Source organism: Ruegeria sp. CDSA221 (assembly GCF_059611825.1).
The window spans coordinates 330,616-353,503 of record NZ_JBXWPK010000001.1 but is presented as its reverse complement, the minus strand read 5'-3'; the positions used below and the strand labels follow the sequence as shown (position 1 = coordinate 353,503).

Annotated in this window: 18 protein-coding genes; 10 read left to right on the top strand and 8 right to left on the bottom strand. The window is 56.7% G+C overall.

Annotation, left to right across the window (positions count from 1 at the left end; translation table 11 throughout):
• Nucleotides 1–26: 26 nt before the first annotated feature.
• Genes AC2FJ5_RS01605 through AC2FJ5_RS01595 form a run of 3 tightly spaced genes read right to left on the bottom strand, consistent with a single transcriptional unit; the run spans nt 27 to nt 2,235 of the window.
• Nucleotides 27–722, bottom strand: coding sequence for a PIG-L deacetylase family protein (locus tag AC2FJ5_RS01605; protein ID WP_496691641.1), 696 nt, complete (start codon nt 720–722; stop codon nt 27–29).
• On the bottom strand, nt 719–1,633 hold the full coding sequence (locus AC2FJ5_RS01600) for a methionyl-tRNA formyltransferase (RefSeq protein ID WP_496691640.1): 915 nt from the start codon (nt 1,631–1,633) through the stop codon (nt 719–721). The genes AC2FJ5_RS01605 and AC2FJ5_RS01600 overlap by 4 nt, the downstream gene beginning before the upstream one ends.
• Nucleotides 1,630–2,235 carry a sugar transferase gene (locus tag AC2FJ5_RS01595; protein ID WP_142636214.1) on the bottom strand — a complete coding sequence of 202 codons (606 nt, stop codon included), beginning with the start codon at nt 2,233–2,235 and terminating at the stop codon, nt 1,630–1,632. Before AC2FJ5_RS01595 ends, AC2FJ5_RS01600 begins: the two co-directional genes overlap by 4 nt.
• 1,020 nt (nt 2,236–3,255) lie before the next feature.
• On the opposite strand from AC2FJ5_RS01595, the gene AC2FJ5_RS01590 reads away from it, so the two are divergent.
• The 10 genes from AC2FJ5_RS01590 (at nt 3,256) to AC2FJ5_RS01545 (ending at nt 14,912) form a co-directional block, all read left to right on the top strand.
• The gene (locus tag AC2FJ5_RS01590) at nt 3,256–5,190 is read left to right on the top strand and encodes a polysaccharide biosynthesis protein (protein ID WP_185956665.1); all 1,935 of its coding nucleotides are present in this window, start codon (nt 3,256–3,258) and stop codon (nt 5,188–5,190) included.
• A gap of 84 nt (nt 5,191–5,274) precedes the next feature.
• The gene (locus tag AC2FJ5_RS01585; RefSeq protein WP_142636218.1) at nt 5,275–5,697 is read left to right on the top strand and encodes a GtrA family protein; all 423 of its coding nucleotides are present in this window, start codon (nt 5,275–5,277) and stop codon (nt 5,695–5,697) included.
• 1 nt (nt 5,698) lies between these two features.
• Nucleotides 5,699–7,333 (top strand): glycosyltransferase family protein, encoded by a 1,635-nt coding sequence (locus tag AC2FJ5_RS01580; protein WP_281995075.1) that lies wholly within the window; start codon nt 5,699–5,701, stop codon nt 7,331–7,333.
• A 96-nt stretch (nt 7,334–7,429) separates the two neighbouring features.
• Nucleotides 7,430–8,239, top strand: coding sequence for a glucose-1-phosphate cytidylyltransferase (gene rfbF / locus AC2FJ5_RS01575; RefSeq protein WP_142636222.1), 810 nt, complete (start codon nt 7,430–7,432; stop codon nt 8,237–8,239).
• Between the two features lie 8 nt (nt 8,240–8,247).
• The gene (rfbG, locus tag AC2FJ5_RS01570; RefSeq protein WP_496792166.1) at nt 8,248–9,381 is read left to right on the top strand and encodes a CDP-glucose 4,6-dehydratase; all 1,134 of its coding nucleotides are present in this window, start codon (nt 8,248–8,250) and stop codon (nt 9,379–9,381) included.
• Between the two features lie 24 nt (nt 9,382–9,405).
• Nucleotides 9,406–10,608, top strand: coding sequence for a DegT/DnrJ/EryC1/StrS family aminotransferase (locus AC2FJ5_RS01565; protein ID WP_142636227.1), 1,203 nt, complete (start codon nt 9,406–9,408; stop codon nt 10,606–10,608).
• On the top strand, nt 10,608–11,852 hold the full coding sequence (locus AC2FJ5_RS01560) for a class I SAM-dependent methyltransferase (RefSeq protein ID WP_496709020.1): 1,245 nt from the start codon (nt 10,608–10,610) through the stop codon (nt 11,850–11,852). Before AC2FJ5_RS01565 ends, AC2FJ5_RS01560 begins: the two co-directional genes overlap by 1 nt.
• A 10-nt stretch (nt 11,853–11,862) precedes the next feature.
• Entirely contained in the window at nt 11,863–12,810 is a 948-nt protein-coding gene (locus tag AC2FJ5_RS01555; RefSeq protein ID WP_496792165.1) for an NAD-dependent epimerase/dehydratase family protein, read from the top strand.
• Nucleotides 12,771–13,790 carry a glycosyltransferase family 2 protein gene (locus AC2FJ5_RS01550; RefSeq protein ID WP_496792163.1) on the top strand — a complete coding sequence of 340 codons (1,020 nt, stop codon included), beginning with the start codon at nt 12,771–12,773 and terminating at the stop codon, nt 13,788–13,790. Before AC2FJ5_RS01555 ends, AC2FJ5_RS01550 begins: the two co-directional genes overlap by 40 nt.
• 3 nt (nt 13,791–13,793) lie before the next feature.
• The gene (locus tag AC2FJ5_RS01545; protein WP_496792162.1) at nt 13,794–14,912 is read left to right on the top strand and encodes a glycosyltransferase family 4 protein; all 1,119 of its coding nucleotides are present in this window, start codon (nt 13,794–13,796) and stop codon (nt 14,910–14,912) included.
• Here the strand turns inward: AC2FJ5_RS01545 and AC2FJ5_RS01540 are convergent.
• The 5 genes from AC2FJ5_RS01540 to AC2FJ5_RS01520 form a co-directional block, all read right to left on the bottom strand.
• Nucleotides 14,887–15,543 carry an HAD family hydrolase gene (locus tag AC2FJ5_RS01540; RefSeq protein ID WP_496792160.1) on the bottom strand — a complete coding sequence of 219 codons (657 nt, stop codon included), beginning with the start codon at nt 15,541–15,543 and terminating at the stop codon, nt 14,887–14,889. The genes AC2FJ5_RS01545 and AC2FJ5_RS01540 overlap by 26 nt on opposite strands.
• Nucleotides 15,543–16,514 carry an ATP-grasp domain-containing protein gene (locus tag AC2FJ5_RS01535; protein ID WP_496703175.1) on the bottom strand — a complete coding sequence of 324 codons (972 nt, stop codon included), beginning with the start codon at nt 16,512–16,514 and terminating at the stop codon, nt 15,543–15,545. The genes AC2FJ5_RS01540 and AC2FJ5_RS01535 overlap by 1 nt, the downstream gene beginning before the upstream one ends.
• 155 nt (nt 16,515–16,669) lie before the next feature.
• Nucleotides 16,670–20,044: an error-prone DNA polymerase gene (locus tag AC2FJ5_RS01530; RefSeq protein WP_496792158.1), complete on the bottom strand. Its 3,375-nt coding sequence runs from the start codon at nt 20,042–20,044 to the stop codon at nt 16,670–16,672.
• Nucleotides 20,041–21,519, bottom strand: coding sequence for a Y-family DNA polymerase (locus AC2FJ5_RS01525; RefSeq protein WP_496792156.1), 1,479 nt, complete (start codon nt 21,517–21,519; stop codon nt 20,041–20,043). The genes AC2FJ5_RS01530 and AC2FJ5_RS01525 overlap by 4 nt, the downstream gene beginning before the upstream one ends.
• Nucleotides 21,520–21,777: 258 nt before the next feature.
• Nucleotides 21,778–22,884 (bottom strand): transporter substrate-binding domain-containing protein, encoded by a 1,107-nt coding sequence (locus tag AC2FJ5_RS01520; RefSeq protein WP_142636241.1) that lies wholly within the window; start codon nt 22,882–22,884, stop codon nt 21,778–21,780.
• Nucleotides 22,885–22,888 lie beyond the last annotated feature (4 nt).

Below are 22,888 nucleotides of genomic sequence, written 5' to 3'. Positions count from 1 at the left end.
GCTTGGCGATTTTGCGATCAGGTCAGTCAGATAACCGACCTGACCAAGACAAAGCCCTCAGCCGCGGCCCGGTGAACCGTCGCGCCACGCAAAGTTGCCAACGCTTTCAAGCTCTGAACCGAACGCTCGTGCGGGGGCTGTTTGACCTGGCTTGCAAATAACTGGAAGGCTTCTAGTTTACGCTCCAATGTATCCGAAATGTCCACAAACATGTTCGGCACGAATGGCGGCGTCAGATATGGCGCGTTCCAATTTGTCTCGGACAGCGTCTCATAGGCCGCGATCGTCGTCGGGTATTTGTTCTGATAAGGTCGGCTTGCCACCAAAGTCGAAAGGAAACTCAACTGGTGGTCCAGATGGATGTCGCCGGGATGCGGCGCCAGGATGACACTTGGGTCGAGATCGCGGATCAGTGTTCCCAGACCTGCGTTCAGGTCACCATGGGGGTGCTCAGCCAGTTCAGCGGCAGGGAAATCCAACCAATGCGTATGCGTCACACCAAGATGCTCATGTGCGGCCCTGGCTTCGGCCTGTACATTGGCGATCTGTTCCGTGCTGAACCGGGGCGACCGACCCGTTGTGACAATCGCAATATGGACTGCGCGACCTGCATCTGCCAGTCGTGCGATGGTGCCGCCAGCCCCAAGGACTTCATCATCCGGGTGCGGAGCAACCACAAGTACCGGTCCGTCCTGTCCGTCAAAAGGTGTCAGCGTTGTCATTCGGAATTCCTGAGCTTTGAGTGCAGTTCGGGCGGCGCATCGGCGCCGGTCCAGCTTGTGATGTCTAGACATTTCCCATCCCCACAGGCGACCGTAAACCGGTTTCCTTCGATGGCCTGTATCTGACCAGGCAGGCCGATATAGTAGCCCTGCAGGGCGGTGTTCTGTACACCCAGCAGGACCAACTTCTCACCGGAGGCAGTGTAGGTGAAAGCGCCGGGATAGGGCGGTCCGGCTGCGCGTATCAACCGGTTAATCTCTGCCGCGGGTCTGGTCCAGTCGATCAGCCCGTCCTCGGGCCGCCGCCGCGCGCAAAGGCTGATCCCGGTTTCTGGCTGCGGAGCCGCCGGGATATCGCCTTCAGAGATTTGCGTCAGAAGCTGAGGCAGCAGCTGCGTCAGGGCCTGAAGCGCCCGGTCATACAGCTCGCGCGCTGTTACCGTGTCGGGATCGACCGCATATCGAGCTTGCGCCGCAATCGGGCCGTCATCGGCCCCTTCGCCAAGCCAGAACAATGACGCGCCTACATCGGTTTCGCCCAATATGACAGTCCAGGGGATCACACCGCGTCCGCGCAGACGGGGCAGGGCGGATGGGTGAAACCCGACGCATCCGATCTTTGCCTGGGCTCGAAATTCCGGCCCGCATATCTGAGACCACCCGATGACCAGTATCAGATCAGGTTTTACGGCTTGAATGGTTTTGATTGTTCCGGCCGAGTCACTTTTGGCCGTATAGTGGACAGGAATATCATACCGATCTGCAGTGGGTTTGAGATCTGCAAAATCAGAGTGCCGGTGGGACAAGTCCGGCGGTAGTGTCACCACCAAATCCGGTACAAACCCTCGGGCACATATGGCGGATAAGGCGACATGCGATCCTTCGACCGCCCCCACAAATACCGTCTTCATGCAGGTGTCTCCTTTCGGCTGTCCAGCCAGTTGTCTGCGGCCTGAATTCGGTCAGGGCGTTTATGCTCTCCGGCCAAGGCTACCATAATGGTTTCGAACAATATCTTCAGATCAAGCGACAGTGACCGGTGCGCGACATACCATAGATCCAGCTTTAGCTTCTCGTCATTTGAAAGCGCGGTATTGCCGCTGACCTGAGCCCACCCTGTCAGACCGGGCCGAACCGTGCAGCGCACCCGCCCATTGTCTCCAAACTCTTCGATGGTTTCGGGAAGCAGGGGACGGGGGCCAACAAGGGCCATATCTCCGCGCAAGATGATCACAAGCTGGGGCATCTCATCCAGCCTTACGCGGCGCAGAAGCTTGGTGGTTTTTGTCTGACGTTCCGAATCTGGCAGCAAAGCCCCGCTTTGATCGCGTGTGTCGGACATTGTTCTCAGCTTCCAGATGCGAAAGACGCGCCCGTTGCAGCCTGCCCGCCGTTGGCCAAAAAACAAAGGTCGCCCGACCGAAAACAGCACAATCACACAACCCGCCAGAAAAAAGGGCAGCGCGATCGTGCCCGCGATCAGGCAACACAGTATTTCGAGAAATCTGTTCATATTCAAACCCAAGAACTGTAGCTGAAAACTACGAATATCAAACCAAGAACCAACATCTCTCCGGATCATCCTGTTGGCCGGATCCAAGTTCCGGCGCACTGATACGAAGTCTGGGCTGAGTTGATCCCAAATCGATTCTCGATTCAAGCGGCAGAGCTGACCGGCACCCTGACTATGCGGAAATTTTTCCAAGCATGCGCCAAGTTCACAAAGCCTTTGTCAGGAAAACCGGCCTGCGACTCATTAGAGGATTGGCCGAAAGGAGTTGTCATCTTTGTTGCGTCTTGGTTCACAATGCCCCGATAGGGGCTTATTGTGGATCGATTGGGCAATATTGAGACCCGGACAGCGGCCCCCGAAGATTTCATCGGATTGAGAAAATGACTGTAATTTTCCCCGTGAGATTAGCATTTCTCTTGTTTACGCTAGGTCAATCGGCGCTCAAGTCAGCCGAAACAGGGAGGAAATTCTGCAACCCTCAGCAAAATATCAGTCAAAGAGTACTTCAGAAAACGCTGCAATTCGTTAATGAAGTGTGAAGAAATTACTTTTGAGGGCGCGGAAACGTATGTTAGCGTTGAAGGAGATTGAAGAAATTGCGCTAACCGGCGAACCAGAGGAACAATTTTGTTACTTGCGCGAATTATTATTATTAACGAGTGAAGTGAGTGTGTTCAACTTGGGCGATTGAGACAAGCTCAAGTGAAGGGGGCAAAACAAAGATACGGGTACAAGGCTTTCGGTTGATCATCTGATCGCGAGCCTTTGGTTTATATAGGACAGCTGAAAGCGGTCTGTGAGTGATCAGTTGGGAGCTGTGGCAATGTTTTGATGCTGCAGGACCCTGTTGGGTAACGATGTACGAGTAATTCTCGACCGGAATTGAGCCGGTGATGAGATAAAGGGGTGAGGTAAATGGTTTCGGGTTTTCATTGCTGGCAAACGCAGATTGTTAGTGAGTTGCGTGCCAATCATCGATTAGTCTTTGGAGACATTGTTGCTTCGTCTTTCTCAGCCGTAGTGGCAATCAATCTTGCGAATGGTGGAACGGTAGCGCAACAGATGGCGCCAGCCATGTTCCCGCTGATGCTCTTGTCCAGCCTGATTGGACTAGCGGTTTTCCCGCTTGCGGGCATGTACCGGCGCCACACACGCTCGACGTCATTGCGAGACATTCGTCTGATCCTGCGGGGATCGACAATGTTGGTCCTGTGCCTCATGGCTGCCAGTGCAGTTTTCGAAGTGACCAAGGCTGTACCCTTCGCGGCCTTCATTATTCAGCTTGGCTTGATGATCCTTCTGCTCAGTGCCCTGCGTGTAGTTGCCCGTAGCCGTGAGCTGAATCGCCAGAATGCGCGGTTGATGGCCGAACATCAGGACAAGGTTCCGGTGCTTTTGGTTGGCACGGGTGCAAGTTGTGATCTGTTTGTCAGGTCTTTGCGGAATACGCATTCCAAGTATCAGCCGGTGGGCATTATTGACGATGCGCGCAATACCATGGGGCTGTATTTCCACGATGTTCAGATTATCGGATCTCTTCTGGATGCCGATCGCGTGGTCGAGCGGCTTAAAGCCTGGGATCATTTGCCCAGACGCTTGTTCCTGACCGAACCGATCACGCATTTTGAAAGTGACGGCATCCGCAAGCTGACCAGCTGGTGTGAATCCAACGGTATCGCTGTCTCACGCGTGCCGGGTCTTGGGGAAGAAGGCCAGGATGCGGCCAACGGTTGTATTATCAACCCGGAAGAAATTCTCGAGCGGCCACAAAAAGCTGTCGAACGCTCGATGTTGCGCGAGATGTTCCGTGGGCGCCGCGTATTGGTGACCGGTGCCGGTGGTTCGATCGGTAGCGAACTGGCACGTCAGATAGCCTCTTTCGATCCGGCGGAACTGGTGATGATCGACCATTGCGAGTTCAACGCCTATTCCATCGACATGGATTTGTCGCAGAACTTTCCAGATGTTCCCCGGCGGATGTATATCGCAAGCATTCGCAATGCGTCGCGTGTGAATGACATCTTTGAACGTCATCGCCCCGAGCTGGTATTCAATGCCGCAGCCCTGAAGCATGTTCCGATGGTTGAGATGAATCCCTGCGAGGGCGTTTTGACCAATGTGATCGGAACCCGTAACGTCGCGGATGCGGCCCGGAACTATGGTGCTATCGCGATGGTGCAGGTTTCCACCGACAAGGCTGTAAACACCACCAATGTGATGGGTGCAACCAAGCGCGTTGCTGAGTTCTACGTTCAGGCGCAGGACCGTGTAACCAACGGAACCGAGGAAGAAACCCGGTTCTTCTCGGTACGGTTTGGCAATGTTCTGGGGTCGTCGGGCTCGCTGATCCCGCTGTTTCAACGTCAAATCTCGAACGGTGGTCCGCTGACCGTGACTGATCCCCGGATGGAGCGGTACTTCATGACCATCCGTGAGGCCGTGCAACTGACTCTGGTTGCGGCCGCCAGCGGGTTGAAAATGGAAAGCAGCCACGGAGAGATTTTCGTTCTGGATATGGGTCGGCCGGTCAAGATCGTGGATTTGGCCGAACGGATGATCCGCCTCGCCGGGCTAAAGCCTTATGAGGATATCGACATCGAATTCATTGGTATTCGTCCAGGCGAAAAGCTGTTTGAGGAATTGTTTGATGCGTCTGAGAAGCGCCACGAATGTGGCATTCCGGGCGTCGGGTCCGCACGGCCCGAGGGCATTCCTGTTGCCCGCCTGCGCGCCATGATCCGGAAACTGGAACAGGCTGCGGCAGAAGGTGACGAACTGGCAGCCAAGCGCCTGCTGAAAGAGCTCGTGCCTGGGTATGGTGCAAATGGCCTGCGTCCGGTTCCAATCTCGGAATTTTCATCCAAGCCCATTTTCAAAAGCGCTGGCACAAACGCAGCAAATGCGGTCAGTCAGTCTGAAGGAGAAAACCCGGAACTGCTGCCCGCTGGCAGCTGATTTAGCATTGTTTTTTCTGGTGTCGGCTATTTTGCCGAATTTGGTTTCTGTGTTTAATATTTCCGCCGAAAGGGCCAACATTTGATGGCGAGGCTTAATATACGCTCGGCTTTTGCGCCGTCAGAAGAACGTGCGCAGGTGGTACGGTTTCTCTGGGCCGGCCTGATCAACACTGCGTTTGGCTACAGCGTGTTTGCCCTTTTGATTTTTGCGGGCATGCATCCACAGCTTGCGCTTCTGCTTCAGTTTATTTTGGGTGTGATCTGGAATTTTTGTATCCACGCCCGGTTTGTCTTTGGCGTGCAGGGATACCGCCGTTTCCCGCTATATGCGATGTCTTATGTCGTGCTGTATTTTGTGAATGCGCTGCTTTTGCGCGGTTTGATGCAGGTTGGGCTTGATCCCTATCTGGCACAGGCGGTCGCATTGGGGCCCGTTGTCATATTGTCTTACCTCATGATTTCGCGTGCGCTTGGCCGGGGTCAGGCGATGGATCGGAGGGGCTGAGATGAGCGATGCGAGAATATCAAGCTTTAAGGGCACCACCCCGTCAAGTACGCGCATGGGTGCTATGCTTGGGATCGTGACCGCTGGTCTGGGGCTTGTGTTGCTGATTGCCGGTTTGTTCGGCCGCCTGATGACCTATGATCTGCGCCGGGATGAGCTGATGTTCGTCCCTCCGGCGCGTTTGCTCGGAGAGTGGGAGCTTTATTCGGACTTCTTCTACAATCACGTCCCTTATTCGGCGTGGTATTACCTTGGGTCCGGCATTCTGTTCGATGAGTTCGGCCTGTTGGGGTCCGCTCGGATCGGCCTGTTTCTGGCCTGGCTTGGATTGATCGCGGCAACTGGCTGGGTAACGCTGCGCTTGTCGGGATCACCGGTTCTCGCAGTCTTTTCAATTATCGGCATTGTGACATGCGAGCTGTTTCTGACCGGTGCCGGTATGGCCGCAACCAACAATCTGTTGCCACTGCCATTTGCGGTCATCGGGCTTGGCCTGTTTTTGATCGAGACGTCAAAGCCCGCGCCGCGATTTTTGACGCTGGTCCTATCGGGCGTCGCATTGTCTATTGCGGCGGGGATGAAGGTCAGTGCGGTACTGTTTATTCCGCCGATTGCTCTTGCCGCATTCTTGTTGCCTGCGGATGTTTCGATGGCACGACGACTGAAAGCCGTGGTCCTGCCGCTGCTGATCGGAGGGCTGATCGGGGCCTTGCCCCTGTTTGCCTTCCTGCTCGCTGATCCGGGCGTCTTTCTGGCGCATGTCTTGGGGTTTCACACCGGACCACATGTCGCCTATTGGGAGGCCAACGCCGCAACAGAACCGGGGCTGGCCCTGAGATTGTCGGGCAAGTTGATGCTGGCCCATTCGGCATGGGTGGCCGGAGTGGGCCTGGTGATGGTTATGGCCATTCTGTCCGTGCTTTGGATTATCCTGCGTGGTGGTGCGCGTGTCGACGAAATGCAGCCCTCGCAACTGCGGCATGGTGGTGTTGTTCTGGCGATCATTATCTTGACTGCCTCGATGGCTTTTGTCCCAACGCCCGGTTTTCCGCAATATTATATCCAGCCTCTGGTCTGTCTGCCTCTGCTGCTCGCGGTTCTGTTCCGTCGGCTTGACCCGCCACGGCGGCACGAGGCAGTGCCTGTGCTTGCGGCAGGTATTGTCTTGATGGTCATCCTGGGACTCCCGCGTATCGGGATGGGCCTGGTCTCGCTGACAGAGCCTTCGAAGTTCACCTCGGCCCGTTTTGCCGGTTCCGGCGCTGTCCTGCGGGATGCGGTGGCAGGCAGTGCACTGCCTGATGGTCCGGTCGCGACTTTGCTGCCGATCTATCCGCTTGAGGCGGGCCTGAGCGTTTATCCAGAATTTGCAACCGGGCCATTCGCTTACCGAATTGCACCCTTCACGGATCCGGAACTTGCCGGCAAATACGTGATGGCAGGCGCCGAAGACTTACCGGCTCTGTTTGCAGATAACCCGCCTTCGGCTTTCCTGCTTGGATACGATTCCGTTCTGGAAGCCCCATTGTTGAGCTATGCGCGGGCAAACAACTACCGCCCAGTCGAATTATCAGGTCTGAACAACCGCTACGGCCAAGGTGTGGTATACTTGAAAGCTGCAGGGGCTGAACAATGACCAGTGCCTGCGCGACTCAACCTGCCTATATTTTTCCTGGGCGGGCCCATTCACATGACCATCAATTCTATTGATCGAATAAAGGAAGGATAGACAATGAAAACGGTACTTCTGGCTGGTGGACTAGGCTCGCGTCTGGCCGAAGAAACGGTTTCCATTCCCAAGCCCATGGTTGAAGTGGGCGGGCGTCCGATCATCGCACGCGTGATGGATATCTACAGCCATTTCGGACATCGTGATTTTGTTGTGGCTGCCGGGTACAAAGCATTGCTGCTGAAGCAGTTCTTTGCCAATTATCACCTGATCGCCAACAATATATCGGTATCGTTGGACACTGGGGAATTGCAACTGGTCCCTTCTGCTCCGGGCGGGTGGAATGTGTCAGTGGTCGACACCGGTGCGCATACCATGACCAGTGGTCGTATCCGTCGGCTCAAGGATTGGCTGACTCCTGATGAGCCGTTCATGTGCACCTATTCGGACGGCGTGGGAAATATCGACATCAATGCACTGATTGATTTCCACAAATCACACGGCAAACTGGCGACCGTAACTGCGGTTCAGCCCCCGGCGCGGTTTGGTAACATCGAGCTCAAGGGCGACAGGGTTGACGCCTTCACCGAAAAGGTCCGCAATCGCGAAACCTGGATCAATGGCGGCTTCTTCGTCTTCGAGCCGGGCGTCTTGGACTATATGGTTGATGACAATGAGCCGCTGGAACAGACCCCGCTGACCCAGATGGCCCGCGACGGCGAGTTGATGGCCTATCGCCATGATGGGTTTTGGCACCCGATGGATACCCTGCGCGACAGGAATACCCTGGACGGTCTGTGCGAAGGTGAAACGCCGCCCTGGCTTAATTTCAACGAAGGTTCGGGCAAGAGCTACCCAGCTCTGGCGATATGAGGTGAACCGTGAGCGGGCAGGTCAATTCTCAGTTTGATGGCGTTTTTGCCGGCCGCCGTGTTCTTGTGACCGGGCATACCGGATTCAAGGGCGGGTGGATTTGTGCATGGCTGAGGCGTCTGGGGGCAGAGGTGACAGGCTTGTCATTGCCTCCCGAACAGGGGCATTCATTCTTTGATGCCTGTTCTGTTGACGGGCTGACCGACAGTCGGATTGCGGATATCCGCAATCGTCAGGCGGTGCTGGATACACTGTCAGGGGTGGACACTGAAATCGTGTTCCACATGGCTGCACAGCCTTTGGTGCGCCGGTCCTATAGGGATCCTGCCGAAACCTTTGCGACCAATGTATCTGGAACGGCCCATGTTCTGGATGCCGCTTTGGGGATGCGCTCACTGAAGGCGGTGGTCGTTGTCACCAGTGACAAATGTTACGACAACAAGGAATGGACCTGGGGTTATCGTGAAAACGATCCGATGGGCGGCAGGGACCCATATAGCGCCTCGAAGGGCTGTACCGAGCTTGTGGCGCAATCTTATGGTCATTCCTTCTTTTCATCAGCGGATGGGCCGCAACTTGCAACAGTCCGGGCCGGGAATGTGTTCGGAGGGGGCGACTGGGGCGAAGATCGGCTTATCCCCGACGTGATCCGCGCATCCGAGGCGGGCGAACCGGTGGTTATCCGCAGCCCGCTCAGCGTGCGCCCCTGGCAGCATGTTCTTGAACCGCTGTCGGGCTATCTGGCCTTGGCCGCGCGAATGTATCGGGATGGGCAAAGCTTTGCTGGCGCCTGGAATTTTGGCCCTGATGTGTCGGGGACGGTGGATGTCCGGCAGTTGGCAACCTTGATGCAGGATGCCTGGGGCGATGGAGCTCCACAGTTTTCGATGGCGTCTGCTGAACAGACATCTGCCGCGCCGCATGAGGCAGGTATTCTTCGACTGGACAGCACTAAGGCGCAAACGGGATTGGGTTGGCGTCCGCAACTGACATTGCCCGAAGCCGTTCGCCTGACAGTAGACTGGTACAAGGCCCATGCCGCCGGTTCGGAGATGGGTGGGATCACAAACAATCAGATCGGGTTCTACAGTGACCTGATGTCTTCACGGGATTTCGACCGGGCTCCGGTCGCCGCGCAATAGCGGGTTATTGAGGAGAAAAGAATAATGCGAGTGAATTACGGTCAAACCGTGCATGGCCAGGAAGAGATCGACGCGGTTGTCGAAGTTCTGAAAACGTCCACCCAGATGGGCCCCAAAGTGCGCGAGATGCAGGAAAAAGTGGCTGCTTTGTTTTCCAAACGCCACGGCATCATGGTGAACTCGGGGTCATCGGCGAACTACCTCGCGGTCGAGATTCTGGACTTGCCAAAGGGCAGCGAAGTTATCACTCCGGCCCTGACTTTTGCCACGACGGTTGCTCCGCTTGTCCGTCAGGGCCTGATCCCGACATTTGTGGATGCCGCGGTCGGGACCTATAATATAGACGTAGACGCGATCGAACGCATGATCACGCCAAATACATCTGCCGTCATGATCCCGTCACTGATCGGAAACCTGCCAGATTGGCGCCGTATCCGCGAGCTGGCCGATGCGCATGGTCTGAAGGTAATTGAAGACAGCGCTGACACGCTGGGCGCAACCATCGACGGTACAAGCACGGGCGTCTATTCCGACGTCTCTACCACCAGCTTTTACGGCAGCCACGTCATCAATGGCGCCGGGAATGGCGGCATGTTGTGCGTGAATGACGAAGAGCTTGGCCGCAAGGCGCTTTTGCTGAGGTCCTGGGGGCGGTCGTCCTCGCTGTTTGTGGAATCCGAGGCCATCGAGAACCGGTTCAACGTCAAACTGGACGGGATCGAGTATGATGCCAAATTTCTGTTCGAGGATCTTGGCTATAACGTTGAACCTTCGGAAATCAGCGCGGCATTCGGGTTGGTGCAGCTGAGCAAACTGGACAACAACATCCGCGTGCGCGAAGAGGCCTTCGCTGCTCATCGCGCCTTTTTTGCCCGCTATGAAGACTGGTTCATCCTGCCTGAACAACTGCCGAACTCGCGCACCGGTTGGCTGGCCTTCCCGCTGACATTGCGCGAAGGTGCCCCATTCACACGGCGCGAGATGCAGATATTCCTTGAGACTTCGGACATTCAAACTCGGCCCGTCTTTACCGGAAACATTCTGCGTCAGCCTGCCATGAAGCAAGTAGAATACCGTGCAGATCCCGCGGGCTATCCCAATTCCGATGCGGTTATGCGCGGGGGTATCCTGCTGGCTTGTCACCATGGTCTGATACAAGCGCAAATCGATTATATGCATGCAAAATTTGAAGAATTTGCATTGAAATTCCAAGGAGCACTGGTCTGATGAACGATCAAAGCATCAATACGTCTGTTCGCACGACCTGCCGGACCTGCCGGTCTACCAACCTTATGCTTGTGCTGCCGATGGGCGATCACCCGCCCGCCAATATGTTCGCACGGCCCGAGCAAAAGGATGTTCCGCAACCGGCTTTCCCGCTGAATACTCAGGCCTGTCTGGATTGTGGCTTGATCCAGGTTGCAGATCAGGTGCCTGCTGATTTCTTTACGGACTATCTTTATGTCCCGTCCGGTGCGGCAACAATGCATACGCATTTCGCCGAACTCGCCTCGGTCGCAGTAGAGCGTGCGCAAGGTGGGCTGATCATTGATATCGGTTGTAATGACGGGCTGATGCTGTCCCATGCCAACGATCAGGGCGGGCGCACATTGGGCATCGACCCGGCGGCCAACCTTGCCAAGATTGCCGGCGAACGGGGCGTTCGGGTCCATGTGGACTTTTTCAACCGCGCCACCGCGCAGCAGATTCGTGAAACCGAAGGGCCGGCCAGCGTCATCACGACGACCAATACCTTCAACCATATAGACGATCTGCACGGCTTTACCGAAGGTGTTCTGGACCTGTTGACAGATGACGGCGTCTTCATCATCGAAGTGCCTTGGGGCAAGATGATCCTCGAGACCAACGAGTTCGACAATGTTTATCACGAACATGTCTCTGAACTGAGCCTTCTGTCCGTCGTCAAACTGGGCCAGTCCGTTGGGCTCGATGTAGTGGATGTCACAAAACTGCCGGTTCATGGCGGTTCGATGCGCGTGTTCATGCAACCCGCCGCGCTGAACAAAACCCCGGCGCCGATTGTTGCTGATATGCTGGCTGACGAAGATGCCGCGGGTATGACCAACAAAGAGGCATACGAAGCATTTGCCGAGCGTGTTCACGTGATGCAGGACAGCCTTGTTTCCATGCTGGCCGACCTCAAGGCATCGGGTAAAACGATCGCTGGCTACGGCGCGCCCGCTAAGGGTAACACGCTGTTGAACTACTTTGATATCGGCACGGAAACTCTGGATTTTTTGGTTGACCGGAACACGTTGAAACAGGGCCTGTATTCGCCGGGCAAGCTTATTCCTGTATTGGCCCCCGAAGCGGTCATGGAACGCAAACCTGATTACCTGTTGGTTTTGGCCTGGAACTTCTTTGACGAAATCCGCGAGCAGATGGCTGATTTCGAAGCCGCTGGCGGCAAGTTCATCGTGCCTTTGCCAATGCCAGTAGTTATTCCCTGAAGGGGAAACAATGACGCGCGTATTGATCACCGGAGCCAGCGGATTCATTGGCTCTCATCTGGTTCGGGCCTGCTTGGCCCGGGGCGATGAGGTCGCTGTGCTTACGCGGCCGGGTTCCTCTCGGGACCGTTTGCAAGGTGCTTCGGGAATCCGCTTTTTCACCGATGGGTATTCGGATGTTGCCGCGATCAAACGCGTCGCGAATGCGTTCCGACCCGAGGTAGTTCTGCACACCGCCGCGCAGACAAAATTTGCCGAGACTGATGACCTGGCAGATCTGAATGCCAGTATTTTGCAAAATCTCTCGAGGCTGGTTGCGATCCTGTCGGCTTTGGCCATCTGTGATCAGCCGCCCAAAGCGTTTGTGCGCACCGGATCCATTGCGGAATATGGTGATATCAAGCTGCCCTATGTCGAAACTTCGCGAGAGAACCCGCGAAATTCCTATGGCGCCTCTCTGGTGGCCGGAACGCACTATATTGAAATGGCTCAGCCCCGGCTGCCGTTCAAGGCTGTTACGGCTCGGTTGGCGCTGACCTATGGTCCCGGACAGTCAGAAGATTTCTTCATACCCCACGCCATTGGCCGCCTGTTGCGGAAAGCCCCGGTTTTCCTTCATCGTCCACATGATCGGCGTGATCTGATACATATTGACGACATAGTCGAAGCGCTGCTGCTGATTGCTGACGCACCGGACAAGGCGGGGTCGGTCATTAATGTTGTCACTGGCGATGCTCCGGATATGGCCGCGGTCGCAGGAGAGTTGCAGGTGTTGACCGGAGCAGCTCCGGATATGGTTTCCTCTGCGCCGCCGAAGGATGACCCGGTATTGTTGGTTTCGGATCCTTCACAGATGGCGAAACGTTATGGCTGGTCGGCAAAAATCGCTTTGCGTGAAGGCCTTGAAAGGACGGTTCAATGGACAAAACAGTCACAACAAGCGGAGATAAACGCGTGACTTTGGTTTCAATCCTGATCCCCGCTTTGAACGAAGAAGATAACGTTCGCACGGCCTATGAACGTGTGACCAAGGTGTTTGACGATCTGCCCTCTTATGAGCCCGAGATCATTTTCACTGACAACCATTCCACGGATCGTACATTTGAAATCCTGTCGGATATTGCTGCTGCTGATCCCCGTGTCCGGGTTATCCGATTTGCCCGCAATATGGGATATCAGTCATCAGTTCTGACGGCCTATCGATCCGCAAACGGGGCCTGTTCGATCCAACTGGATTGCGACATGCAGGACCCGCCCGAACTGATCCCGCAGATGCTGGATACCTGGCGGCAGGGATATCACGTGGTATACGGCATTCGCCGTAGCCTGCCGGACGGACCCATCGTCGCTGCCGCGCGGCGCGGCTTTTATGCGTTGATCGATATGATCAGCAATGATGATTTGCCGAGAAATGCGGGCGAGTTTCGGCTGACTGACCGGCGTATTCTGGACGAGCTGCGCCGGGTCGATGATCGCTCTCCTTATGTTCGCGGGTTAATCAGTGGGATGGGTTTCCGCCAGATCGGCTTTGAATATGATCGCAATGCGCGCACCGCTGGCGAGTCGAAATTTCCGTTTCGGGCCATGCTGTCGCTTGCTGTCGACGGGCTGATCAACCACTCGCTTCTGCCCTTGCGCCTTGCCTCGATGATCAGTCTGACGGTTGGCACAGGGACGTTTTTGTTGATGATCGGATATGTGATCGGCAAGCTGTTCTTTGGCCAGAACTGGCCGGGCGGTTTTGCCACGACCACCATCCTGTTGCTGCTGTCGATGACCTTGAATGCGATGTTCCTGGGAATAATGGGCGAATATATTGGGCGGATTTTCCTGCAGTCCAAAGACTTGAATCGACCCATTGTCGAACAAGAGTTGAACCGTCCGGAAACTCTGGATCTGGTACAGCAAGCTGATCGTGTAAAAAGCGCCGCTGAGTGAAAAATGAAACTGTTATTGGTGCAAGCTGGGTTCGGAGCAGGCGGTGCGGAAAAGATCGCCGCAATGATCGCCGCGCATCGGATCTCGGCCGGGGATGAGGTTCACGTTGCCGGGATGGCGACAGAGGATTCTGGTTCCTACTTCGCCTATCCTGAGTGCGCGCATTTGCACATGATTCAGCCGCTAAAGATTTCGCGGCGACTGACGCAGGCACGGCGCTACTTGCATATTCGCAAGGTCATCCGGGCTGTGCGTCCCGATCTGATCATCTCGTTTCTGACCAAGGTGAATGTGCTGACCATGTTGGCCGCGCGTGGAACCGGGGTGCCGGTTGTAATTTCCGAGCGGAACAATCCACTGGTCCAAAGCGGAAATCCCATGTGGCTGAAAGCGGTGAACAGGCTTGCGCGGGGGGCGTCCGGAATTGTCATGCAGACCGAACGTGCGCGTTTGGATTTGCCTGCGGACCTGATCCCAAAGGCCAGTGTAATCCCCAATCCATGTGCTCCGCTGGGGGGGATTCACATCGGGTCCGGACAGACCCGGCTTGTGGCTGTCGGGCGTTTGGATCGTCAAAAGGGGTTCGATATGCTGCTGCGGGCAATGCCCGAAGTGCTGCGCAACAACCCAGACATCCGGTTGACGATCTTTGGCGAGGGCCCCGAGCGCGGCGCCTTGGAACAGCAGATATCGGCGGCGAATTTGTCGGATATCGTTTCATTGCCCGGCGCCAGCCCAAAACCCGGAGACTGGATGCAAGACGCGGATATTCTGGTATTCCCCTCCCGCTTTGAAGGGTTTCCGAACGTGGTTGCCGAAGCCACGGTCACAGGTCTGCCGGTCATATCGTTCGATTGCGCCTATGGACCACGGGAATTGATCCGCGACAGGGAAAACGGATTGCTTGTTCCGGCCGAGGATGTTGCCGGTCTGACTAAGGCGATTGTCAGCCTGTCAAAGGATGATGCCTTACTGCATAAAATGCGTCAGAATGCACGCCATAACAGGGAATGGCTGGAACCGCAGCACGTCCTGTCGGACTGGGATTCTTTGATTGCCAATGTGCAAATCGGAGTTGCTGCCAAAGCCGGCACGGCTAAAGGTCTGACAGAACTTCTGTAAGCTGGCCTAAGCTGGTGACCGTGGCATATGCGGCATGCTTAGAACTGGGTGGAATCGGATCATGCACAGCCCCGGGTCGGAGGATTTGAACCGTCCGCCAGCCTCGGGCATTCGGGGTGATAAAGTCCTTGGCCGGATTGTCTGCTACATAGACCATTCTGCGCGGGTTTTGCGCGGCCAATTCCATCTCTTCATAGGCGCGGGGATGCGGTTTCCCGTAGCCATCCGGCCAGGCGCCGGTCGGGCGTATATGCGCAATAAAGCGGTCCAGATCCAGCGCGGCGATCTTGTTGCGCTGCATCTTTTCGGGCCCGTCGGTGATCAACCCCATTGGCTGATCTGCGTTTGTCAAAAACCGCTCGGCGTCTTCGCACAGCGAAATGAGGGGCGGGTGTGACCGGTATTTGGTGATCAGGTCCTGTATGAAAGCATCGGTCGCATCAAGGCCGGTCTGCGCGCAAGCCACATTGAATATGCGTCGTCTTTCCCCCGCATTGTACGCGGCCTGACACTGTTGTCCGAACCCTTCAACGCCGGTTTTTTCGTGGACCCAACCGTTCAGCCAGTTATAGCCGCTAAAGGCAAAATCTCGCTCCAGATACAGGGTGTCGTCCAGATCAAATACCAGCATCAGCCCTGATACACCGCACTGTCATATCGCATCATTTTCACACCATCGCGCCAGTTGTTATGAGCGGTTGACGGTAATTCGGCGACCTCTTCCAAAAGCCACTGTGCGAACTGTGCGCCCGCATGATCGGCCAGAGGGTAGCCACCCCCGAAACGCGCATTGATCTCAAGCACTGCGGGGCCATGTTCTGGGTCATCGATGATCTGAAAACAGGCGACACCGCGCAGATCGGGCAGGGCCTGTGCAATGCCTTCGGCGATGGTTTGCAGATCATTGCGTCGCCTGGTTTCACCCTTTTCAACCTCACCGGCGCGAATTTGAATGCGCAGATGCGGGATCACCGTGCAGAGCTGACCCGAGGCATCTACAAACATGTTGATTGTGTATTCCGGTCCGTTCAGCTTGTCCTGAAAGATCATCGGTTCGGGGAATTCAGAGGGGACATCAGCGAGGGTTTCGAATACGTCCAGCCCCCGGCTTGCACTGCCGCCACTTGGCTTTGCAAAGATGGGCCAACTGATGTCCTGTGGCCGCTCTAGCAATTCCTGATGATCCAATGTGCGCGGAACTGGAACCCCGGCTTCGGACAGTTTCTGGATTGTCAGGCGCTTGTCCCGGACAACCTCGATCACGTTCACCGGCGAGACATGGACTCGCGCGCCCAGATTGGCAAAGGCGGGTGCGGCCTGTGCCAGGGGCATCAGTTCCGGGTCGATTGTGGGGATCACCAAGCTGACCCCGTGTTGACGCACAATCTCGAGGATCGAGGTTGCATAATCGGGGCTGTCACATCGCGGCACGGCGGCGGCGTGATCGGCCAGTGCACAGGCCGCGCTTTCATTTGGGTTCAGGTCGCAGGCGATGATGGTCAGATCAACATCCAGACGTTCCGCAGCCGCCCTGAAGCATTGCAACAAGCCAACACGGCGACCCGCCGACGTAATCAGGATTGCCAGACATTTTCGCGCCATCGGAAACTCACCAATTCATAAACAATTATACGTGCTTAACCTAGCACAGGGTGTCTTGCCCTGTGAACGGGGTAGGGGTGAGTTTGCCTCAATATTGTTTTGAGTTGCGGCAATCCGACAGTGCGGACCCTGCCAGAGATATGCAGCAGTGCGGTTCAATGAAAATCCCGGCTTGGAAACAGCCGCTTTGCCTGATCCCGTGGGTGCATTGCCCTGGCAGGATAGCGGGATTTCTTCGGTGTATCATCAGTGCGGGACCCTTCGGTGCTTAGGACCTCTGGTTGCGGGTGCCCCAATTCGGAAAGCTTATGTGACATGTCCTGAACGTCCTGGGCGATCAGGTGCACGATAATCCCTTCACGCTGCAGATACCCTGTGATCCGCAGCAGGCGCCCGCCCATCACGGCCCGGCGGAAACGCTCATAAACCTTGGGCCAGACCACCACATTGCTGACCCCGGTTTCATCCTCTAGCGTCAGGAAAATTATACCCGACGCCGTGCCCGGCCGCTGACGGGTGATAACCAGACCACAAACGCTGTGCCGCCCCAGGGGCACCTCTAGCAAGGCGACATGTGTGGTCAGCCCTGGCAGAGAGGGGCGCAGCAGTTCCATCGGGTGGGCCCGCAGGGTCAGGCGGGTGGCAACATAATCCTCGACCACCTCTTCGCCCAGCTGCATGGCGGGCAGGTTGACCAGGGGTTCGTGAACCGTTTCCCCGTCAATCGGATCATTGAACAAGGGCAGAGGTTTGGGGCTTTGAATGGCTTTGACCTGCCAGAGTGCATCGCGCCGGGTCAGCCCCATATCGGAAAAAGCGTCTGCCTCGGCCAAGCGCGTCAGTACATCAGGCCGCAGCCCCGCACGCAGCCACAGCGCCTCTGGATCCTGATATCCATTGCCGCGGGCGGCCTCAATCCAGCCGGCGTCTTCTTCCCTGAACCCCTTGATCTGGCGGAATCCCAGCCGCAGCGCCAGCGCGCCATCGGGGCGGCGTTCCAGTATATTGTCCCACTCGGAATGATTGACGCAGATAGGGCGGATTTCGACCCCATGCTCGCGGGCGTCGCGCACGATCTGAGCGGGCGCGTAAAACCCCATGGGTTGAGAGTTCAAAAGCGCGCAGGCAAAGATCGCCGGGTGATGGCGTTTCAGCCAGGCCGAGACATAGGCAAGCATGGCAAAGGCCGCCGCATGGCTTTCCGGGAACCCGTAATCGGCAAAGCCTTCGATCTGGGAAAAACACTGCTCAGCTACTTTGATGTCATAGCCGTTGCCCAGCATCCCATTGATGAATTTATCCCGGAATGTGCCGATTGTGCCCATTCGCCGGAACGTAGCCAATGAGCGGCGCAGATGGTCGGCCTCTTCCGCCGTGAATCCGGCCCCGACCACGGCAATCTGCATGGCCTGTTCCTGAAACAGGGGGACGCCCAATGTGCGCGCTGTCACCTGTTCCAGTTTCGGGCCAAAGGGTTCGGGGTTTTCCAGCCCATTGCGTCGCCGGATATAGGGCTTCACCATATCCCCTTGAATGGGGCCAGGGCGCACAATGGCAACTTCGATTATCAGGTCATAAAGCTCGCGGGGGCGCATCCGGGGCAGGAAATTCATCTGCGCCCGACCTTCGACCTGAAAGACGCCGATCGCATCCGCCCGGCAGAGCATGTCATATGTGGCGGTGTCGTCCTGAGGCACCTTGGCGATGCTCAGGGTCTGGCCTTCATGCTGTTGCAGCAGGCCAAAGGATTTGCGCAGACAACTGAGCATACCAAGCCCCAGCACATCGACTTTCAGGATGTTCAGAGCATCAATATCATCTTTGTCCCAGCAGATGACGGTGCGGTTTTCCATTGCGGCATTTTCAATCGGGCAAAGCTCGTCCAGGCGTCCTTTGGTGATCACAAAACCACCAACATGCTGGGACAGATGGCGGGGAAAGCCGATGATTTCGCCAATCAGATGAATGGTTTGCATGAGGCGCCGGTCGCTGAGGTCCAGCCCCAGCTCGCGAATACGGTCCAGATCAACGCCGCCATTGCTCATGCCCCAGATCTGGCTCGACAGCCTAGCGGTTACATCCTGCGACAGCCCCATGACCTTGCCCACCTCGCGAATGGCTGCACGGGTGCGGAAATGGATGACAGTTGCGCAAAGACCAGCACGTTCGCGGCCATATTTCTCGTAAATCCACTGGATCACCTCCTCACGCCGCTCATGCTCGAAATCGACATCAATATCCGGCGGCTCGCCCCGGTATCTGGACACGAACCGTTCAAAGACCATGGCGATCTGGTCGGGGCTGACATCCGTGATGCCCAAGAGGTAACAGAGCACCGAATTGGCCGCGGACCCGCGCCCCTGACACAGAATGCCCTGCGACCGGGCATATTGTACGATGTCATGTACAGTCAGGAAATAAGCGGGAAACTGCAGATCCGCGACCACCGCCAGTTCCTTGCGCATCAGCCCGACCACCGTGTCGGGCGGCCCTTCGGGGTACCGGCGCTGCAACCCTTCGTGTGCCAGACGTTCCAGACGCGTTTGCGGATGTTCCCCGCTTGCAATCTCATCGGGGTATTCATACGAAAGCTCCGCCAGATCAAAGCTGCACCTGTCGGCAATCTCCATCGTGCGCCGCAAGGCGCTGGGGTGATGGCGGAACAGCCGGACCAGATCCTGGCCGGATTTGAGGCGGCGTTCGGCATTGGGGAATGCGCGGGTGCCGATCTGATCAATCGTGATGTTTTCACGCATGCAGGTCAGGATATCGGCCAGTTGCTTGCGGTGGGCGCGGTGCATCAGAACATCCCCGACCGCCACCATGGGGGCGCAGCTTTTCTGCGCCAGTTGGGCGCATTCGGCCAGATAGGCCTGATCGCTGCCGTCATAGCGTGGCACTGCGCCCAGAAAAACATGATTGGGAAATCGTCGCCGCACGGTTTGAATATCCGATGCGGCCTCTGACAGGGTGGTCTGGGGCAGGGCGATCAGGATCATACCCTTGCAGGCCGTCAGCATGTCTTGCGTATAGAGCTCGCAATCGCCCTTATCTGTACGCCGTTTGCCCAGAGTCAGCAGGCGGGCCAAGCGTTTGTAGGCTGCCAGATCACAGGGCAACGCCACCCAATCTACCGCACTGTCGCGCAGCAGCAGCCGGCAGCCGGTAATCAGTTTAGGCAGAACAGTGCAGTCCGGTTTCGCAAGCGCCTGCCTGTGGCCAACCTCTTGCCGGGAGGAGGAATCAACCCGATATTCAGATCTGATTTGAAGGGGCTGTTTGGTCTGTCGTTTAAGCTCTCGCAGTGCCGACCATGCGCGCACAACCCCTGCCAACGAATTGTGATCCGTGATAGCTATTGCCGACAATCCCAGCTCGGCGGCACGCAGGACAAGCTCTTCGGGGTGGGAGGCCCCGGTCAGAAAGGTGAAATTCGTGGTGACACAGAGTTCGGCATAACCCAGCCCCTGTGCATGGGGCTTTGGCATATGGCGGTGCAGGGCGTCTGTCGGGCGGTTTGCTGTGATCATGCGAACTCTCCCTGTACAAACCAGCCCGGATTCTGAGGCGTGTAAAACAGCCAGAGCCTGCGCCCCTGCGTGGTTTCCACTCGCCAGTAATCCCGCAGGCCAGAGCGCCAGCTTTCATCCTGATGCCACCACTCGGGCGCGATGCGTTCGGGGCCCGTGGCATGGCCGGTTGTCAGGGACATACGTCTCCAGCGGAACCGCGCGGGCGGATGCGGGCCGGTTGCCGCAATCGGTTCGGGTGGAAACAGGTAGAGCGGGCGTGGGTTCAGGCTGCTCCAGCCGCTGGAGGGGTTGGAATAGGCGGCGGCCGCGATGCTGAAACTGTGTTCGGGAATATGGCTGTCCGCAGGTAGGAAACGCTGAATGTTTTCAAGCCCGACCCGGGTGCCCAGCCGGGTGATCAGGTCATCCAGCCGGCTCTTGCTGTGGTCCGACACATGGCTGATTTGTTGTACTGGCAGCGCTTCAACCCCGGTGGCCTCCAACCGCATTTGATCAATGCCAAAACCGGCATCTATTTCCCCCAAACCGCGTTCGAACAAAGACAGGATACGCTGAGGATCGCGCAGAGGTCGGGCCAGACGCAGTTCAACCTGCTGGCAGTCCTGGTCCACCCGACGCAATGTCATGCAAAGTTTCCGGGCGCCCATCTCTTGCGCCTTCAGCTTGGCGCAGAGCTGGGCCAACAGCCGTTCGGTACCAGCCATCACGTCCGACAGTAATCCGATGGGGTCCGGCAGGGTCATGCGCACCGCGTAATGGGGGGGATCGGACAGCGGCGTGATTGCTTCGGGTTGCGCGCCCAGAGCCTGATCCAGCCTGAGCAGCAGACCGGGACCAAAACGCCGTGTCAGCGGTGCGCGCGGTGCTGCCGCCAATGTACCAATTTTGCGCAGGCCCATGCGCTGTAAGGCGACCGAGGTCTTCTCATCCAGACGCAAGGCCGCCACCGGCAGCAACTTTAGGGCCGTCAGCATATTGCCAGAGGCTGCGACCCCCTCGTTATAACGGGCAAGCGCCCAAGCCGCACCGCGCGTATCCCCCAACCCGATCTGCACCCAGAGCCCTGCGCGCGCAAACCGTCCGCGCATATCAGCCAACATCGCCTCTTCGCCGCCAAAGAGATGGGCTGACCCGGTGACGTCAAGCACCAGCCCATCCTCGCCTTCCATCCCCACCCAGGGGCAATAGCGCGTTGCCCAGCGACGCAGGATGTGCAGGAAACGCATATCGGCCTGAGGATCGGCTGTGCAGCTTTGCAAAGCGGGGCAAAAGGCGCGCGCATCCGCATAGGACATGCCCTGATGCAGCCCCTGTTCCGCAGCCTGAGCGTTCAGGCAATAAATACGATTGGCATTCTGTTGTTTGAGCGTCAGGACAAAGGGCCCATTCACCAGGCGTCGACGCAGAACCCGGTCGCTTGCCAACCGAGGAAACCACAATGAAACGACGCGACGCTGCATTCCATCGAACATGCCAGATACCAATATGTTCTTGATTTGTTCTTTTTATGCTTCCGCTTTTACAGAGTCGAGTCTTTTGGATCAAACGCCGGCAGATAGTGCCACCGGGACCAAGTTGTTTCGGCTTCGAAGGGAAGGTCGGCCCTTTTAGGCATCAAACCGCGGCAGCCATTATTCGGACTCTCATTCCTGTCGCAAAAATCTTTGGATCTTGAAAAAAGACAGGGCCGGTCCAAAGACCGGCCCTGCGACTGTTCATATGTATCGGTATTAGTTTGACGCGGCGTTCAGCTTTTCGTTCTGTTCACGCAGCGTGTCCGAGATGATCGCGTACCATTCGCCGGATTCACGCATTTCGTTCAGGCCCTTGTTGACCATAGCGATGTATTCGCGTGCAAACGGGTTGGTGCGGTGCGCAAGGAAGCTCATCGAGGACAGCGTGGAAACATAGGGGTTTTCTACGATATCTTCCGAGGTCAGGCCCATGTCCTTCATGGTTGCAGCGAAAAGATCGACCTCGAACGCGGCCACATCGGCTGAGCCGGTCAAAACGGCATCCAGACACTCGCGGGCCGAGCTGGGGTGAACCAACGTCAGGTTATCGGAATTCAAGCCAACTTCTTCAAGTACAACCATGCTCCAGCCGTCCATACGACACAGGGTTGCACCTTTGAGGTCTTCGAAGGCCGTCGCTTGTGAGTATTCGCTTTCCGGCAGAGTGAAGAAACCGCCGACGATGTCATAGACCGGAACCGAAGCAACAAACTCGTTGCACCGGGATTCAGTCGCTGCAGACCACTCATAGGTGTGATTTGTACAATCTGGAACTGTCCAGGCGATCGAGATGTCGAATGCGCCGAGCGGCAAGAGAGTTTCCAAATGCGAAGTCCAGTCGTCGACAAAGCTGACCGAGAAATCACGGCTGTTGCCGGCACGCTGAAGACTTGTGGTCGCCAGGCGGGTCATGATCCCACCACCACTCAGACTTTCGGTCGTGAATGGCTCCCATCCGTTACCCGCTACCAGCTTGATTGGCGGGGCGTAGACGTTCGAACGTTTCACACTGGCCGCACGCTTTTCTTCTGCTGCGATCAGCTCCTGTGCTGATTGGCCATTCGGCAGACTACCGTCTTCACAGGGCAAGGACAGAACCAATCCAGGCGCCAGCGCGTTTGGGTTGGTGATGATGTTGCGGTTGGCGTTGAAGATCGGCTGATAGTTCGAGGTGCCATAAGCCGCGATGGCGATGGTCGCCATCGTGTCACCATCCGCGACGGTATAGTTGCTACAGGCTTCCTGTGCTGCGGCAGCTCCGGCGCTCAGTGCGGTGACGGCGGTGGCCGAAATCACGACTTTCTTCAGGTTAAATTTATACATGTCC